The sequence below is a fragment of the Vibrio sp. Vb1574 genome (assembly GCF_033338675.1).
The window spans coordinates 197515-213668 of sequence record NZ_JAWOTC010000004.1 but is presented as its reverse complement, the minus strand read 5'-3'; the positions used below and the strand labels follow the sequence as shown (position 1 = coordinate 213668).

Annotated in this window: 19 protein-coding genes; 13 read left to right on the top strand and 6 right to left on the bottom strand. The window is 44.4% G+C overall.

From position 1 onward, the window contains the following. Positions 1-5 precede the first annotated feature (5 nt). From flhA to lafA, 3 genes are all read left to right on the top strand, one after another. A complete protein-coding gene (gene flhA / locus R7O12_RS05050) occupies positions 6-2096 on the top strand; it encodes a flagellar biosynthesis protein FlhA (protein WP_005375024.1) in 2091 nt (696 codons plus the stop codon). A 19-nt stretch (positions 2097-2115) separates the two neighbouring features. After that, a complete protein-coding gene (locus R7O12_RS05045) occupies positions 2116-2886 on the top strand; it encodes an EAL domain-containing protein (RefSeq protein WP_005375023.1) in 771 nt (256 codons plus the stop codon). A 301-nt stretch (positions 2887-3187) separates the two neighbouring features. Then, positions 3188-4039: a lateral flagellin LafA gene (lafA, locus tag R7O12_RS05040; RefSeq protein ID WP_005375019.1), complete on the top strand. Its 852-nt coding sequence runs from the start codon at positions 3188-3190 to the stop codon at positions 4037-4039. Between the two features lie 70 nt (positions 4040-4109). On the opposite strand, the gene R7O12_RS05035 is transcribed toward lafA, so the two are convergent. Beyond that, entirely contained in the window at positions 4110-4397 is a 288-nt protein-coding gene (locus tag R7O12_RS05035; protein ID WP_025768597.1) for a hypothetical protein, read from the bottom strand. Positions 4398-4812: 415 nt separating this feature from the next. Here R7O12_RS05035 and fliD point away from each other — a divergent pair, with 415 nt between their 5' ends. From fliD to R7O12_RS04990, 9 genes are all read left to right on the top strand, one after another. Then, complete coding sequence (gene fliD, locus R7O12_RS05030) at positions 4813-6159, top strand: flagellar filament capping protein FliD (protein ID WP_005375015.1); 1347 nt, start codon at positions 4813-4815, stop codon at positions 6157-6159. Between the two features lie 32 nt (positions 6160-6191). Next, positions 6192-6578, top strand: coding sequence for a flagellar export chaperone FliS (fliS, locus tag R7O12_RS05025; protein ID WP_005375014.1), 387 nt, complete (start codon positions 6192-6194; stop codon positions 6576-6578). Further along, positions 6562-6882: a hypothetical protein gene (locus tag R7O12_RS05020; protein ID WP_005375013.1), complete on the top strand. Its 321-nt coding sequence runs from the start codon at positions 6562-6564 to the stop codon at positions 6880-6882. The genes fliS and R7O12_RS05020 overlap by 17 nt, the downstream gene beginning before the upstream one ends. Beyond that, positions 6879-7952, top strand: a complete 1074-nt coding sequence (locus R7O12_RS05015; RefSeq protein WP_213914751.1) for a flagellar hook-length control protein FliK — start codon at positions 6879-6881, stop codon at positions 7950-7952. The genes R7O12_RS05020 and R7O12_RS05015 overlap by 4 nt, the downstream gene beginning before the upstream one ends. Before the next feature lie 22 nt (positions 7953-7974). Then, a complete protein-coding gene (gene fliL / locus R7O12_RS05010) occupies positions 7975-8475 on the top strand; it encodes a flagellar basal body-associated protein FliL (protein WP_005375011.1) in 501 nt (166 codons plus the stop codon). Positions 8476-8487: 12 nt separating this feature from the next. Then, positions 8488-9216, top strand: a complete 729-nt coding sequence (locus R7O12_RS05005) for a FliA/WhiG family RNA polymerase sigma factor (protein ID WP_005375008.1) — start codon at positions 8488-8490, stop codon at positions 9214-9216. A 10-nt stretch (positions 9217-9226) separates the two neighbouring features. Continuing rightward, positions 9227-10084 carry a flagellar motor stator protein MotA gene (motA, locus tag R7O12_RS05000; RefSeq protein ID WP_005375006.1) on the top strand — a complete coding sequence of 286 codons (858 nt, stop codon included), beginning with the start codon at positions 9227-9229 and terminating at the stop codon, positions 10082-10084. Continuing rightward, the gene (locus R7O12_RS04995) at positions 10084-11079 is read left to right on the top strand and encodes a flagellar motor protein MotB (protein ID WP_005375003.1); all 996 of its coding nucleotides are present in this window, start codon (positions 10084-10086) and stop codon (positions 11077-11079) included. The genes motA and R7O12_RS04995 overlap by 1 nt, the downstream gene beginning before the upstream one ends. A 77-nt stretch (positions 11080-11156) precedes the next feature. Next, positions 11157-11444, top strand: a complete 288-nt coding sequence (locus R7O12_RS04990; protein WP_005375002.1) for a hypothetical protein — start codon at positions 11157-11159, stop codon at positions 11442-11444. Here R7O12_RS04990 and R7O12_RS04985 read toward each other — a convergent pair. The 4 genes from R7O12_RS04985 to R7O12_RS04970 all read right to left on the bottom strand — a co-directional run bounded on the left by R7O12_RS04985 (position 11441) and on the right by R7O12_RS04970 (position 12987). Beyond that, positions 11441-11659 (bottom strand): DUF6500 family protein, encoded by a 219-nt coding sequence (locus tag R7O12_RS04985; protein ID WP_017634431.1) that lies wholly within the window; start codon positions 11657-11659, stop codon positions 11441-11443. The genes R7O12_RS04990 and R7O12_RS04985 overlap by 4 nt on opposite strands. Before the next feature lie 10 nt (positions 11660-11669). After that, positions 11670-12047 carry a PH domain-containing protein gene (locus tag R7O12_RS04980; protein ID WP_005386881.1) on the bottom strand — a complete coding sequence of 126 codons (378 nt, stop codon included), beginning with the start codon at positions 12045-12047 and terminating at the stop codon, positions 11670-11672. 112 nt (positions 12048-12159) lie between these two features. Continuing rightward, on the bottom strand, positions 12160-12375 hold the full coding sequence (locus tag R7O12_RS04975; RefSeq protein WP_005374999.1) for a TIGR02450 family Trp-rich protein: 216 nt from the start codon (positions 12373-12375) through the stop codon (positions 12160-12162). Positions 12376-12513: 138 nt separating this feature from the next. Then, entirely contained in the window at positions 12514-12987 is a 474-nt protein-coding gene (locus R7O12_RS04970) for an HPP family protein (protein ID WP_005374998.1), read from the bottom strand. A gap of 98 nt (positions 12988-13085) precedes the next feature. Here R7O12_RS04970 and R7O12_RS04965 point away from each other — a divergent pair, with 98 nt between their 5' ends. Beyond that, positions 13086-13631, top strand: coding sequence for a TetR/AcrR family transcriptional regulator (locus tag R7O12_RS04965; protein ID WP_318125671.1), 546 nt, complete (start codon positions 13086-13088; stop codon positions 13629-13631). 84 nt (positions 13632-13715) lie between these two features. Here R7O12_RS04965 and R7O12_RS04960 read toward each other — a convergent pair whose 3' ends face one another. After that, positions 13716-16154 carry a formate C-acetyltransferase/glycerol dehydratase family glycyl radical enzyme gene (locus tag R7O12_RS04960; RefSeq protein ID WP_258474842.1) on the bottom strand — a complete coding sequence of 813 codons (2439 nt, stop codon included), beginning with the start codon at positions 16152-16154 and terminating at the stop codon, positions 13716-13718.

Here is a 16154-nt window from a genome sequence, read left to right as displayed (position 1 = left end):
AAAGTATGCTTAACCGGTTAAAACAACTTCAAACATCAACCAAAGGCTACGTTGGCATTCCAATCGTCTTGCTAATGATATTAGCAATGGTGATTCTTCCTTTGCCTCCTCTGCTACTGGATGCGCTGTTTACCTTTAATATCGTCTTAGCAATCCTAGTATTGCTGGTCAGCACAACCGCAAAGCGACCATTAGATTTCTCTGTTTTTCCAACTATTTTGCTGGTCGCAACATTATTACGTCTCACATTGAACGTGGCTTCTACGCGAATTGTACTCCTAGAAGGACATAATGGTGGTGACGCAGCGGGTAAGGTCATTCAAGCATTCGGTGAAGTCGTCATTGGCGGTAACTACGTCGTTGGTATGGTGGTGTTCGTCATCTTGATGATCATCAACTTCGTCGTAATCACCAAAGGTGGTGAACGTATTTCTGAGGTTTCAGCCCGCTTTACGTTGGATGCTTTACCAGGCAAACAAATGGCAATTGATGCCGACTTAAACGCTGGCCTTATCGATCAGGAAACGGCTCGCTTACGCCGTAAAGAAGTCGCCAACGAAGCCGATTTTCATGGTTCGATGGATGGTGCATCAAAGTTTGTGCGTGGCGATGCCATCGCAGGTTTGTTGATTCTGTTTATCAATATCATTGGTGGTATCAGTATTGGTGTCTTCGAGCATGGACTCGCTGCGTCTGACGCCTTTAAAACTTATGCCCTACTCACAATCGGTGATGGTCTAGTTGCTCAAATTCCTTCACTACTATTGGCAACGGCTGCCGCGATTATCGTTACGCGAATTAATGATAGCGATAATGGCATGTCGGAAACCATGCAAAAGCAATTACTGGCAACTCCTGCAACGCTATTTACTGTCGCAGGTATTATGGCGGTAATCGGTATGGTACCGGGTATGCCACACCTAGCCTTTTTTGCGTTTGCTGGCGCATTAGCGTTCGCAGGGTGGCGTCAAACCAAGAAGCCAGTGCAAGACTCCCAGATTGAAGAGGTCGAAGCACTTTCACAAGCGATGCAAGACGATGATACACCGCTGACATGGGATGATATTCCTCACGTCCAAACATTATCACTTGCGCTTGGTTACCGACTCGTCCATCTAGTCAACAAAGAACAAGGGGCTCCTTTATCACAACGTATCCGCGGTGTGCGTCGAAACCTTTCTGAACAAGTTGGCTTTTTATTACCTGAAGTTCGTATTCGTGACAACCTGAGCCTCAAGCCAAACCAATACACAATTTCTCTAAATGGCGAAGTCATTGAGCAAGGCTTTATTGAACCAGAGCGTTTAATGGCGATAGCGGTTGGCGAAACTTACGGTGAGGTAGATGGCATTTTGGGTAGCGATCCTGCTTATCAGTTGCCAGCTGTGTGGATTGAGCATCAAGATAAAGCAAAAGCACTTAATATGGGTTACCAAGTTGTCGATGATGGCACTGTTATTGCCACTCATATTAGTAAAATCATGAAGACAAACCTTGCAGAGTTGTTTACGCACGACGATGTGGAAGCAATAACCCAGCGTTTGACACAACAAGCCCCGAAACTAGCAGAAGCATTAGCAGCAGCACTTAATCCAGCGCAGCAGCTGAAAGTATATCGTCAGCTTTTATTGGACCAAGTGCCACTAAAAGATATTCGCACGATTGCCAACACAATGTTGGAATCCGCGGAAAATACAAAGGACCCGATCCTACTTGCATCTGATGTACGCTGTGCACTAAAGCGTACGCTTGTTAACTTAATTGCAGGACAAAAGAACGAATTAAATGTCTACGCACTGTCTGATGAGTTAGAACAAATGCTACTAACTTCACTGCAACAAGCACAATCTTCTGGTACGGTAACACTAGATAGCTTCCCAATTGAGCCAAACATTCTTGGTCAGTTCCAACAAAACTTGCCATTGATCAGACAACAGCTTAAACAACAGGGGCTACCTCCGATCCTTCTCGTTATGCCACAGCTGCGCCCTCTTCTAGCGCGTTACGCTCGCACATTTACACAAGGGCTAGCAGTATTGTCTTACAACGAAATCCCAGAAAACAAACAAATCAATGTGGTAGGAAACCTTGGTTAATCTTATTTCAACACATGCGATGTACGAACATTTGGTTGGTCTCGCAGTACAACACATCGTCACGGATGACGATCAATTAGTCTTTGATGCTTTAAAACACAATGATGTCCAACACGCATGCCAAGCAATTAGGGAAGCTCAATCAGGGGAAGTAGAATTCCAACACCTGACGTTGAGATTTGGTATGCGTGGAGAACAAAGTGTCTATCAATTCAAACTCTCTGAACAAATGCAGTACTGCCTGGATTTGTTCAGTCTTTACCTTGCACTAAGACAAACACAATTTCAGTTAGAAGCCTTTCATCACGACTTGATTAGTAATGTTGTCGTGCCGATTCGCGTGGATGCATTACTGTGGGAGCCTGGGGTTTATTTTCTCGAACAGACGATTCAATTCCACTCTTCTGCTTTTCAACATGTGATTCCTTCTCTTCAAGCTGATGAAACGTTATGTGATCGTGATAAAGTCGCCACACTCACCAAAAAGTTAAAAGAGAATGCATATTCACTTTGGTTTGAAGTCGCGACATCGCAAGTGAACTTCGAGCGCGTCGCAGACTTTAGTCCCGATATGATCAAATTGTCAGTCACACTAGAGGATAAAGAAGAAAGACACGCTTTCCTACCTATTGCTAAGTTCTTAAGAAAGCATAAATATACTTGGGTTGCCGGACGTGTAGCGAGTCAAACGGAACTTAACCGTTATCGTTTATTGGGTGCCAGTTATTATTTTGGTTATTTCAGCGATATCCCAACCTCTCTCTCCTTTCAGTCTTTTGATGAGGAATAGTTGAAACTCAACCATTTATATTTAAAACAGCACGATTTATTCGTGCTGTTTTTTTATTTATAACGGATAACCACAAGATCATTGGGCAATAGTTTCTTTAACTTAACTAAAAAATTTAGGCTTATATGATGATTTCCCCGGTTTTCATGGAATACAAATCACTAAAAATCATCAATTTTTATCTTTTTTAGAAATTTTTTAATTTTCAAATTAATCATTAAAGCCGACCGACCGCCTCTAGTTAGTGACAAGGGAATATCCCGAGGCCTGAAAGATATAGTGACTAACTAAGGAGACTAAGATGGCTTTATCAATGCACACTAACTACGCTTCGCTTGTAACTCAAAACACAATGAACACAACAAGCGGACTTCTAAACACAGCAATGGAACGTCTAAGCACAGGCTACCGTGTGAACTCAGCTGCTGATGACGCTGCTGGTCTTCAAATTGCTAACCGTCTAGAAGCGCAAACACGCGGCATGTCAGTAGCAATGCGTAACGCACAAGACGGCATCTCTATGATGCAAACTGCTGAAGGTGCGATGGATGAAATGACAAACATCGTTTACCGTATGAACGACCTTGCTACACAATCGTTGAACGGTTCAAACAGTGCAACAGACCGTGCGTCTCTTAACAAAGAGTTCACACAGCTTACTGCAGAACTAAACAACATCGTAGACAACACTAAGTTCGGTGGTCAAAACCTTCTTAAAGGCGGCGGCTTCGGTGCAGGTGACGTAACATTCCAAATCGGTGCATCTTCTGCTGAAACATTGACTGTAAGCGCAAGCGCAGGTATCGGTGAAATCACTACTATCCTTGCTGATGCAGCAATTACAGATGGTATCGATGACGCGACTAAAGCAAAAGCAGCACTAGACAAAATCAGCGGCGCTGACGGTCTAGTAGAAAAAATTGGTAGCTCTCGTGCAGACTTCGGTGCGAACATCAACCGTCTTGAGCACACTATGGCTAACCTTGGTAACATGGTAGAAAACGTTACAGCATCTAAAGGTCGTATCATGGATACAGACTTTGCAGTAGAGTCTTCAAACATGACTAAGAACCAAATGTTGATGCAAGCAGGTACAACTGTTCTGTCTCAAACTAACCAGCTTCCAAGCATGGCAATGTCACTACTACGCTAATTACTTAGTTAATAGTGCGCTTAATTTAAATCGTCTTAATTATAAAGCCTTCCTATGGAAGGCTTTATTTTTATCTACGAATATAAATAGAGCTCGTATTATCTTTGTGAGGTTCAGGCACTCTGAATCCGAACTTCAACATAATATTGAATAAAACCTTATTAAACAGTTCTAATTCTATCGTCTCTAATTTACTTCCTATTTTACTATCTCTAAGTTCAGGAAAATTGAACTTAGCTTCCTTTAAGATACTAGCTATCTCATCAGAATTGATGCTCTGTTTACTTAATAGTTTTTTGTTAATGAACTCTTCATATGCACGAGCACATTTCATCAATCGTAACGCAAATTCATTCATAACTGACATTCTTTGAAACGTAAAAAATTTAATTTTTAGTGAGAACACTTGCACATCGCACTATCAAAATAATATCAGAACGCAATTAATGCACTCTGTAAGAATTATCTGAATCAAGCTGAAGTAAAGGCTGAATATAACGTCTAATTAAAACATCTCTCCTAATTAGAACCGTCAATACAATTAAATATTTTCTTTGTTTAGGTCGCCTTTTCTTATAAGGAAATTACTTTTTCCATGGAGGAAGGCGGAACAAACAAGGTGGAAACACCACTTCCTCCCAAGAAAACAAAATAGCTTTAAACCTTTGTTTTAATTGAATTTAATATACGGCACGCATCTTGCCACTGATAATTAAACTAAGGCGTAGCATTCAAAGTATTCAAGCCAATAAGAGATGAGAGGAGCACACCTCATGAGTTCTTTAGACCCAGTAAAAATGGCAACCCAATTCGCACAATTGGACACAAACCCATTCAAAAACCGTTACCAAGCGCAAGCTAATGTGTACCAGTCACAACTGTCAGCTTTTAATAAAGTTGAAAGCGCACTACGTGATTTTCGTACTGCAATGAAAGAGATGAATAACAGCACAAACAGCATCATCAAAAACAGTGCGACACTCTCTCAAGAAGGTAACTTTACTGCAAACGCGGATGCTAAAGCGCTAACGGGTAACTATCAGATTTTTGTAGAAAAAGTGGCAACGGCGCATCAAGTATCTACAGGAATGCCTGCAGACCTTGAGGCGACGACAGAAGTACCAACAACTGGATCTTTAGAATTCACCATCAACGGTGAAACAATGACTCTAGACTTGTCCTCCGTTGATGTTAATGGTGACGGCACTGCAACGATCAGTGATTTAGCCAGTGCGATTAACAATCACACGGATAACCCTGGCGTTAACGCCACTCTAGTTCGCTCGAATGGTCAAACACACTTTATGCTATCGAGCACTGAGACTGGTGTCGAAAATAAGATCAACGTATCTGCATCGGGTACTGGCCAAGCGTGGTTTGAAGACGCCTTCACCAACCTCAAGCAAATCAACGCTCCGCAAGATGCGGTTATGTGGCTAGGTGCAAAAGACTCAGGCCTGAAACTAACCAACGCAAGTAATACTTTTGAAGGTGTCATCGACGGTGTTGACATTACCGTATCTAAACCGCAAGCCGCGGGAGATTCGCCAATCGGTTTAAAAATTGGAGCTGATAGCGAAGGCACTAAAGAACAACTAGATAAGTTTGTGGAAACCTACAATGCCCTTGTTTCTACTATCGATCAGTACACCCAAATTGGCGGTGAAGATCAGAAACGCGGCGTGCTCGCTAGCGACTCGACATTGCGTTCTATTGAGAGTCAGTTAACGGGGTTAATCCGAGGTGAACACAATGGTATGCGCCTAAGCGAAATCGGCGTGAGCCTAGACCGCAACGGTAAAATGAAAGTTGATCAAGAAAAGTTCAAAGAAGCTCAACAAACAAACAGCGCAGGCTTAGAGGCGTTGTTTAATGGGGATGACGCTTTGCTAGATTCTCTTGACGCGATGGTAGAGCCTTTCTTGAAGTTCTCATCAGGCACCTTCAGCACGCGTAAAGACGCAATACAGTCAAGCTTAGACCGAATCAAAGATAAACAAACCAATTTAGAGCGTAAGTACGAAATGTCGTACAACCGCTATCTCAAACAATTCACTCAAATGAATTCAATTATGACCCAAATGAACCAAACCATGTCCATGTTTAATGCTCAAAAATAAGACATTTGGTTCCAAATTTAGGAGAAATATTCATGCTTATGGATTCTGGTTACGATTCGTACCAACAAGTCGATCTCGACGCTCAAGCGGCAGCAGCAAATCCACACCAATTGGTCATCATGTTAATCGATGGCCTACTCGATGAAGTTGAACGTATTCGCGGCCACCTAGCCGCAAATCGTTTGGCCGAGAAAGGGAATGGAATCAACAAATGCATGAACATCTTGATTGGACTAACAAGTGCTTTAGATGATGAAAACGGCGGTGAAATTGCGGAAAACCTACGCCAGCTGTATGACTTCTGCCAAGTCGAACTTTATTACGCTAGCGTGCAAAACGATGCAAATCGCTTGGTTAACGTTGAGCGTGTAATGGGTAACATTCGTGAAGGTTGGATGAATTTTGGACAACAAGCATAAAGTATCGCCAGAGCGATTCCGTCATTTATCTCAGCTCATCCAGTTCGCCGCAAAAACGGCCGATTGGCATGCGCTCAAGCGGTACGACTTGCAGTTGCGAGAGCTTTTGATCAGTCACAAGCCTTTTTTGAAAGATCCTAAGCTTGCACCTGAAATCCAGCGAGCGAAAACAGTGCACGCTAATGCCTTCGCAGTATTAGAGAAGTCGACCAACGAGTTGAAAAAAGAGATGAACATGGTCAATGACCATCAAGAACGCGCTATGGCCTATCAATTAGCAATGACCATGGAGCTAACTCAATGATCATAACTTCTTCAACTCAGCACTCGGGTAATTCGCCAGCTAACAATGAGGGTCACATCAAGCAAGCGAACTCGGTACACGGCTTTTCTCATGGTTTTAAATCAGGGAACAAGCAGAATGGTGAGCAAGACTTTAACTCTGCGTCAGCGGTACCGAGTTTTCACCTTACGGCCTCTACTTTGAACAGCGCAAACAAAGTACAAAGTCATGGTTTTGATACTGATGACCGCTCAGCTTCAGATCCGGATGCCAACTTGACCAGTACACTAGGGTTAACAGAATCGACTGATCTTGCAGCGCAAGCTCAAGCTTTAACCCAGGGTATGATTACCATGGCAGAGAAGCAGGCTGAGAAACTAGGAAAAGCGTCATCTTTAATGACTGCGAGCGAAGTTAAGTCTGTTACTCAAGATTCGTCTAACGCTATGTTAAACACATCATCAAAACAAGATGTGAAGCAAAGTCTGCCAACTTCATCGAGTTCGCGTTTGCCTATCTCCGGTGCTGAGTTTCAAACTCTTTTGAATCAACCTGTTCAAGGGCAACCAACCGCCTCTCTACTTCAAGCACAAGCTCCTACAACACAACCTGCACATTCACCGGTTGCGACGAGTCATGTTCAAGCTCAAGGCTCTGAGTGGGCAGCGGTGCGTGTTGATACCACTGCAGGAAAGTGGGGGGAGCAAATGATGCAAGTATTACATGATCGCGTGACGCTCCAAGCTCAACAAAATGTACAAGAAGCAAAAATCCGCCTAGACCCACCAGACTTAGGGAAATTGGATTTACTTGTACGTGTTGAAGGTGACCGATTGAGTGTCCACATCAACGCCAATGCCGCAGCAACACGAGAAGCTTTAATGCAAGTTTCGGAACGATTGCGTACTGAGTTACAAGAGCAAAACTTCGTTCATGTCGATGTCAATGTTGGCTCTGATCAAAACCAAGGTCGAAATGACCCACATGCAAACGAAGAAGACGCCAATATTTTCGCCGCACGAGAATCTGGTGCATTCCAAACCACGACAACAACTAACTATTCAGAACACTGGCTAAGCACTCAAGCTTAGTGAATCTTCGAGGAAAAAGGTTATGACCAAACAACAAATGATCGCCCTGTTTATCGCCATGATCATCACCAGTGCCCTCGTTTCGGCCGTCACAATTATGGGCGGAATCTGGTACTTAAACAAACACGCTCAAGAGTCACCTGACTCTGGTTCACTGATCGAAGACTCTCCACTGTCTTTTTTGGTCACAGAACAACCGACAAGTAAAGGTCCTAGCTTCCATCCTTTGGACAAAGTCGTTTTGACCGTTAAAGGCAAGAAACAGACTCACTTTGTGATGCTAGAACTGGCAATTGAGACACGCCGTCCAGAGCGTATCAAAGAGATCGATGAATACATGCCTATGGTACAAAACTCTCTATTAAAACTGTTTAGCGACAAAACGTTTGATCAGTTACAGCAAGCGGGTGCCATCGATATTCTGCAAGACGAAGTGAAGCAAACGCTTCTACTCGCTTTTGCTAAAACAGACATCGTCCGAGAAATCGACGATGTTTTGTTGACTAAATATGTTGTGCAATAACGGAGCACAACCATGTTAGACATGAATGTACAAGACACTTACACCACAGAAGAGGAAGTGACAACACCGTCACGACCAATTGATGAAAACGCATTGCTACAACGTCATCAGGTCATGGTAAAACGCGTAGTTAACCAGCTGCGCGTTCATGCCACTTCTCACTGTAGTATTGAAGATATGCAGCAGATAGGCCTTATCGCTCTAGTCGAGGCTGGACGCCGATATGGCGATGTTGACGATCCTCACTTTCCTGCTTTCGCCGTTTGTCGAGTTCGGGGAGCTATTTTAGACGAATTACGCCGACTAGATTGGCGTTCACGTAAGACTCGTCAACAAGCCCACGAGCTCAACGACGTGACTCGAGATCTCACTCGAACGTTAGGTCGAATGCCAACGGATGCCGAAATCATCCAGGCTTTAGGGACGAATGAGCAAGATTATTACAACCGCCAAAATGCCGCTCTCGCAGGCGAGATGCAAAGCCTTGACCAACTGATGGAGAGCAGCGGTGATAGCTACATTGGCGGGCAATACGATGGCATGGAACATGAACATATTCGTCGTAGTTTAGACAGTGCTTTGGGTAAATTACCTAAGCGCGATCAACTGCTCCTGACTCTGTTCTATCAACATGAACTCAACTTACACGAAATAGCTCTGGTATTGGATCTGACACCACCTCGTATATGTCAGCTTCACAAACAAGCGCTGAAACAACTCAACCAATTAATGTCCTCTTAGGAGTCACAAGATGCAAAAGTTTTTTGGAGTGCTCACTATCCTGGTGTGCGTCTTCGGTGGATATATGTGGGCCGGTGGTAGCTTAGGTGCTATCTGGCAGCCAGCCGAATTCCTTATCATTATTGGCGCCGCTGCTGGTTCTTTGATCATCGGTAATCCGCCTCATGTACTGAAAGAAATGCGTCGCCAAGTGCCAGCGACCATTAAAGGTCCAACAGAAGAGCATGAGTACTACATGGAATTAATGGCACTACTCAACAACTTGCTAGAGACAGCGAGAAACCGCGGATACAAGTTTCTGGATTCTCATATTGAGGCTCCGGAGCAAAGCTCTATGTTCCTCGCTTACCCGACGATCGCAGAAGATCATCGCCTAATTTCTTTCATTACTGACAATTTACGTTTAATGGCAATGGGACAGATGTCGCCTCATGAATTAGAGGGACTGCTAGAGCAAGAAATCGAAGCAATACAGAACGAAATGCTTTTACCTTCACGCTCACTACAGCGTACAGCAGAAGCACTACCTGGCTTCGGTATTCTTGCAGCAGTTGGTGGCATCATTATCACCATGCAAGCTATTGATGGCTCAATCGCTATGATTGGTTATCACGTTGCGGCAGCTCTCGTTGGTACATTCATTGGTATTTTCGGTTGTTACTGTGGCTTAGATCCACTAAGTAACGCCATGGCTCAGCGAGTAAAACGTAATATGACTGCTTTTGAGTGCGTTCGTGCAACCTTGGTTGCCTACGTAGCGAAAAAGCCGACATTGCTCGCCATTGACGCTGGTCGTAAACATATTCAGCTAGACATCAAACCAACATTCAACCAAATGGAGAAGTGGTTAGCTGAACAGGAGGGATAATGCAAAAACAAGAGCATGTAGTGTTCAAACGTGCCAAAGTATACAGCCATGATGAGTCTTCTCATGGCGGCGCGTGGAAAGTCGCGTTTGCTGACTTCATGATCGCCCTAATGGCGCTGTTTCTTGTACTTTGGGTTATGCAGGTGGTAGACAAAGAAGAGCGTAAAGCGATTGTTGCCCACTTGCATAGTTCAAGCGTATTCGACAAGAGTTACGGCAACCCATTTGATACGTCACAAAGTATTTCTCCTATCGACTTGGCACAGGACTCTTCTGTGCCAAGTAAACACAACTCCAACCATGTAGTAAGCTCTTACTTTAAAGGTGATGGGGATGGACCAGAAATTGATTCTTTGATTCCTGGTAACTTCGATACTCAAGAGCAACTTGCCGCACTAGCGAAAGTAATTGAGCAAATGACTGCCCAAATTAATGCGCAGGGAAATGTAAACGTCACGGTGACACCACAAGGTTTGCGTATCGTCCTTCAAGATGATTACAAACAGCATATGTTCAGCCGTGGTGGTGCAGAACTTACTCCTTTTTTTGAAGATTTACTGCTCGCACTAGCACCTGTATTTCATCGTGTTAACAACCCTCTGATCATCAGCGGACACACAGATGCAATTCCATTTAAAAAGCGTTTTGGTCGTCAATCTAACTGGGCGTTATCAGCCTCTCGAGCAGACGTAGCAAGAAATACGTTAGTTGAAGGCGGTATGCCGGATGATAGAGTAATGCAGGTAACGGGTATGTCAGATAGAGCGCTGCTTAATCCTGATGAGCCAGATTCTAGCGAAAACCGTCGTATTGAGCTGTTTGTTTTAACGACTCCTGCCGCTAAAGTGCTTGAGACCCTTTTTGGCAACCACCAAGAAAGCGAACTGCAAAAAGCGAAAGATAAGGCTGAATTCAACCAACCAGTCATTCGTCAAGAAGTCATCAATTACTCCGGCGATACCGCCACCAGCGAAGTAAAAATTCAAGAATTATAATCTTAAAAGGTCACCACTCTGATGGTGACCTCTCTAACCAAAGCCTCTGTTACTGTGACTTTTTAGTTGAGTTCTATATGCACATAACATCATCCGAAAAAAGAAAAAGCGACTTACTAAAGAAAGCCTTTTTATGGCTCATTGTCTTCGATTACCTTTTATTGGCGTTTTTCTTAACTCAGCTATCAAGTATGACACTAAACAGCGGAACCATGATCAGCTTGTTACTTGTTGTTTATAACGTCTTACTTGTTTCGCTATGTTTTCAACGAACCAACAAGCAGGACTCTTACATTATCTACCCTGTTTTGTCCGCAACGTTATTAGCATTTGTCTGCTTTCTTTACTTCTTTTTTTTAATTTAGCTCCCCGACTCGACCATTGATTTTATTTTTACTGCTTTTTCGAAGTGGTCGAGCTGATGAGTCTGAATCCACCACGTAGCCGCTTCCATCAACAGCTCTGGGTCGTCATTTTTATTAGCGAAAAACGCATAAAATGAGAGACCAACCAATTCACCTTTACTCGCGATCTTTTTGTCACAGACCTCTATAATTTTGTCTCTCAGCGAAGCTCTCATTTCTAATCCCTTAACCTAGTACATACTCACTAACCATACGGTTGAAAGAAATCAAATCAAACGAGCCTTTAATTTCAAAACGCACTCTTCCCACCTCACTCATGAAGAACTCGATTTCACAATCCAAATCAAAAGTACCAGAGGTCTCGATAGAAAATGCATTGATCTTACTGTAAGGCAAAGAAGTGTAATCCACTTTTGAGCCGGTAATCCCTTGCACATTTGCCGCTATCACTCGCTTGTTCGTAAACACCACTTGGTCACGAACTGTTTTAAAAGCAGCGAAAATAGTCTCACCATCAATCAAGAACTTAAGGAAGTCTTCTCTGGCATTAGAAACGTCAATCGGCTTAAGCTTAAATACAGAGGAATTGTCGAAATCAATCATAATTAATCCTTTGAGTGGGCGTTAGAACGAATTATCAACGTATCAGATAGCACCACTTTTGCCTACTCGCAACGCACGTTTCTGCTTGATTCGCCCAACAACGAAGCGTCACTCACTTCCACCCTTGCATCCATTGCTCAGAGTCTTTTAGGTCTTGCCAGTTCATCTCTCGGTCGCGTTTACTCATGACTGCCTCGATGACACATCTCACAACGTTACCATCTTCATCTAGTTCCATTTCCGTCACGACAAAATGCTTCTCTTTGTTTTTAGGTGAAATTGCCGTCCATTTACTGTGCAATAGTTTCTTAGGGTGGATTCTGTTCATCGCATTGTACCAATTTAACTACCATGTTGATGTATACGACTGAATACCAAGAGAGAATCAGATTTTGTTTTTGCAAACCGACAAAAGATAAAACCGCAAAAGAGATCACTCCCTTTCGCGGCTCTAACTACAATCCGACTAGGTCTTCTGACCATTCAGTCGAGGGTTTAAGTACTGACTTTGTAGCAACTGTAACCCTTTACCGACCAGAACAATCACTACCGCGCCAATCAGGACAGGCGTGAAGAGAAAACTCCATCCCTGCCCAGACGCCATGATCAAAATTGGATTTGCCCCCGCAGGTGGATGAGTGGTCTTCGTAATCAGCATCGCAGACACACCTAGCCCCGTCGCAATCGCGAGCGTGACCGGCGTGACGTCAACATACTGGCTAAACGCAATACCGATAGATGCCGTAATAAAGTGACCAATGATCACGTTTTTTGGTTGAGCGAGAGGGCTGCTAGGCACCCCAAACACCAGTACTGCGGTAGCACCAAATGGTGCCATCAGGAGTACAACCTCCGTCAGTGATACCTCAGCGTAGGACAATACGCCAATAGCCAACGTAGCGCCAAGCCCGGCAACCAACGATAAAATTAAATTATTCATAAACACCTCAAAGTAGACCGAATTGTCTACAAAATAAAATAGACAAATCTGTCTACCTTTGTCAATATGTGTTTATGGAACTTTTTGAGGACGTAGTTATGAACAAAAAGAAACAGTTATTGATCGACACAGCTTTGTCACTGTTTTATAAACAAGGCATCAACTCTATTGGCATCAATGAAGTCCTCAATGTTTCCGGCGTGGCTAAACGCACGCTATATAACCATTTTGAGAGCAAAGAAGCGCTTATCATCGCCGCATTAGAACAACGCCACCAAGTATTTATGGAATGGTTGGAGGAAAAGCTTTCTTCAGCACAAACGTGCGCGGAGGTGATCGATCAGTTATTTACAGCACTCAACGGCTGGTTTCATGGCTCTGAAGAAAAGTTGGGCGAGTTTCGCGGTTGCTTTTTCATCAATACGTCCGCGGAATTCAGTGACGACAGTGGCGAGATCGCAACGTATTGCCGCTACCATAAGCAGCAAGTCAGAGAGCTAATTCAACACTATCTCAAATCAGACAACGCTGCATTACTCGATGCCATTTGCATCATGAAAGAGGGCGCGATCACTACCGCTTACATGACGAAAGAGTACGACAACGTCACGAAGAAATGCGTGACCATTTTGCACAAGCTTTAATGCGTTCAGGTATAGTCATTTGCGGATTAAGTATTCAAACCAAAGGCACCAATCGGTGCCTTTTGTTTTAGTTAGTCAGTGTACTTACAGCTCGTGCTCAGTACGTGCGATGATGTCGTCTTGCGCGTCAGGTGATAGTGCGGTGAAGAAGGCTGAGTAGCCTGCGACTCGCACGACAAGATCACGATATTGTTCAGGGTTCTTCTTCGCAGCTAGCAAGGTCTCGCGAGAGACGATGTTGTACTGCACGTGCCAACCTTTGTGGTGGTTGAAGAAGGTGCGAATCAACATAGATAGCTTGAGCTTATCCCCTTCAGACTCAACTGCCGCAGGGCTTAACTTCTGGTTAAGCAGCACGCCACCAAGGATCTTATTCGCTTGGATCTTACCGACCGAGTTGTACACCGCCGTTGGACCTAAACGGTCTGAGCCAGATGACGGGCTTGCACCTTCTGCCAATGGCGTTTTCGCTTTACGACCGTCCGGCGTTGCCATGGTTGAAGCACCGAATGGGACGTTTGCCGAGATACTTGATGTACCTGCGTAGTAACCGCCGCCAATTGGACCACGCCCATGACGCGTATTAACGAACTGTTCTAGCTCATCAATGTACACTTGGTAAGCGTCTGCCAGTAGTTGGTCTACTGCGTCATCATCGTTACCGTATTTTGGTGCAAAGTTGATAAGACGTTGGCGAAGCTGTTCGTTCTCCATGCCGTCGAAATCTTCAGCCAATGCTTTTGCTAGCTGTTGTTGTGAGATAAGGGGCTGGGTGATTTGCGCATCATCGAAAACAAGGTGCTTGATGGCGGCTAGGCTGTTGCCCAAGTTTGCGATACCGACTTGCAAGCCAGATACCCAGTCGTATTTCGCACCGCCTTCTTTCACAGTTTTACCACGAGCCAAACAGTCATCCACCAGAGTTGAACAGAAGATGTCTTGTGCTTGCTGTTCAAGTACGCTGTCGACTACCGTATCAATCTCAATCGATTTACGGGTGTAGTAGCGGATTTGCTCTGCCCAAGAAGCTGTCACTTGCTCAAAGTTCTCAAAGTTGCCTTTTGCTAATGACTTATCGTGCGGCAAGAAAGCTTTACCCGTTGTTGCATCCACACCTTCGTTCAATGAGGCAAGCAAGATACGAGCGAAGTTAATGAAGCTCATGCCCGTACAACGGTAACCCCATTTGCCCGGAACCGCCGTCTCGATACAGCCGATAGATGCGTAGTTGTAAGCGTCTTCTTTCTCTACGCCAAGCTTGATGAATTCAGGGATGACAATCTCATCGTTGTTGAACGCAGGCATACCGAAGCCGCACTTAATCACCTCGATACAGCCCATCAGGAATTCTTGGTTCAAACCCTCATGGTAACGCACACTCAAGTTAGGTTGCGTCGAACGCAACTGACCACAAGATTCGAGAATCGCCCAAGAAAGTGGATTCACTGCGTCTTCAGGCTCACCCTTGTCATTCAACTTCTGACCGCCGATACACACGTTTTGATACAACGGAGAACCTGCGGAGGCTTTTGAGTGCGCGCCAGAGCGAATCTTGTTTACTTCAAGCAGCTTCAACCAGCAGCTTTGTAATAGCTCTAGTGCAAAGTCTTTTTCAATCGCGCCGTTTTCGATATCGCGAACATAAAATTCGTTTAGGAATTGGTCCATACGACCGAAAGAAACCGAGTGACCATTCGATTCGATTTGTAGCATCAACTGAACGAAATAGCTCAACTGCAGTGCTTGCCAGAAGTTTTCTGGTGCGTGGCTCGCGACATGACGACAGTTTGCCGCAATGCTTTCTAACTCAGCTTTGCGCAGCGGGCGTGTCTCTTCTAGCGCCATTTTTGACGCCAATTCAGCGTAGCTCACTATGTGATCTTGAATCGCAAGCAGTACGATTTCGACCGATTTGTAGAACTGCTCTTTCTTCAAGCCTTCAAAGGTCGAAACATCATTGTTAGCACGGTGCTGACGAACATCCTCTAACAAACCGTTCATGCCTAGCTTCAAGATTTTCTCGTTGTCCACCGCAAGGTGCGCGTCACCCGAAGTCATGTTGCCTTCGGCTTTAATGATGGTGCTGGCTAAGATTTCTTGCTGCTCATCAGTGAACAAGCCATAACAACGGTCTTGAACGGTTTTACCGCGCCAGTACGGCGTGATACTGTGGATGCTTTGTTTATCTTCTTCGGTGACAGCAAAGCCAGCACCTGGTCGGTCGGCTAGCTCATCAATTTCCGCTTCAATCCAACGTACAGTGTATTCTGGGAACATAGGCGCAGCGCGCACTTTGCTCGCTTGGTTACCGACGATCAATTCATCGTGTTTAATCCAAATCGTACGAGTGCGTAAGTGCTCTTGCAGTGCTAGCGCACGTTGGACAATCACAGGTTTGTCTTCGTTTGCTTGATAAGCACGAGTGTATGCCTCTGCACGCTCGGTACAGACAGGTGGCGTTACGATATTTACCAGTGCCGATTTGTGCGCTTTGATACGCTCAGGAAGGTAATTCAGGTCCAT